Below are 1261 nucleotides of genomic sequence, written 5' to 3'. Positions count from 1 at the left end.
TTGAAGTCGTGGGCCACGCCGCCGGTCAGGCCGCCAATGGCTTCCAGCTTCTGTGATTGGCGCAACTGTTCTTCGGCGGCGGATCGGGCCTGCACCTCCGCGGCCACGCGCTGCTCCAGGTTGTGGGTGAGTTCCTGGCGCAGGCGCTCGGAGATCATATGTTCGGTGGTCTCCACCACAATCGCCAGGACCCCGGCCGGTTGTTGGTCGTCACCGGCCACGGGGCTGTAATACAGGTCCATCCAGACTTCTTCCGGGCGGCCGTCGCGCAACAGTTCCAGGGGCAGGTTGCGGTAGGACAAGGTGCCGCCGGCCAGGCAGGTGTCGACCACATTGCGGTTGAAGTCGGCGACTTCCGGCCAGCCCAGTTCCACCGGCGCACCCAGCAGATAAGGGTGGCGACCGCCGGCAAACACCGAATAGCTGTCGTTGTAGATCATGTAACCGGCGTGCCCCCACAGCATCACCATGGGCATGGGCGATGCCAGCATCATCTGCACGGCGCTGGTCAGGCTGGAGGGCCAGGCATTCATCGGGCCGAGGTCGGTGGTGGACCAATCGAAAGCACGAATCCTCTGGGCCATTTCCCCAGCCCAACCCTCACAGCCGTGGGTATTGGATAAAAACTGCATCGGTCGGCTCTGCAAAAGATAAAAGGTGGGCGGCGATGAAAACTTTGAGCCCGGCAGTGGCGGTTGGTTTCATCGCATATTGCTTATGCCGGCAGGAAGGAGCAAGGGCCGACTCAGCGAAAGTCCCGGCTGCGCACACTGATGCCCGACAGCAACGGGGTCAGGTCGGTCAAGCGCCCGGCGATCAAGTGCCGAACCTCGCCCACCGCCTCCCAGCGGCCATCTACCTTGAGCAACCGCGAGCCCACCAGCGCCTGGCGTTGGCGCTCGGCCAGATCGCGCCAGACCACCACATTGATATTGCCGAACTCATCTTCCAGGGTAACGAAGGTAACGCCGCTGGCCGTGCCAGGACGTTGTCGACCGGTGACCAGGCCGGCGACGCTGACGTTGCGGCCATGCTCAACCTGCAGCAATTCCCTGGAACTGCGGCAACGCCGCGCGCGCAGTTCATCGCGCAACAGCGCCAACGGGTGTGGGCCCAGGGTGGTGCCGACGCTGGCGTAGTCGGCATACAAATCTTCGCCGACTGTCGGTTGCGGCAGCTCCACCACCGCCTCTTCCGGGCTGGCGATACCGGCAAACAGGCCCAGTTGTTTCTGCACCCCGGCCACCTTCCAACGCGCCCG

General features: G+C 63.9%; 1 protein-coding gene and 1 pseudogene. Both read right to left on the bottom strand.

The genetic code is table 11. The features are described 5' to 3' along the window. Positions 1 to 632, bottom strand: a pseudogene (locus HX846_RS36435) (hybrid sensor histidine kinase/response regulator); the annotation flags it as partial. A 113-nt stretch (positions 633 to 745) separates the two neighbouring features. Continuing rightward, positions 746 to 1261, bottom strand: a 516-nt coding sequence (locus HX846_RS36430) for an OB-fold nucleic acid binding domain-containing protein (protein ID WP_256740424.1), incomplete at its 5' end; no start/stop codon positions are given.

The sequence above is a fragment of the Pseudomonas sp. K5002 genome (genome assembly GCF_013386655.1).
Classification (GTDB): Bacteria; Pseudomonadota; Gammaproteobacteria; order Pseudomonadales; family Pseudomonadaceae; genus Aquipseudomonas.
Note: the sequence above shows the minus strand (reverse complement) of the source record. Positions and strands in the feature narration are given on the sequence as shown.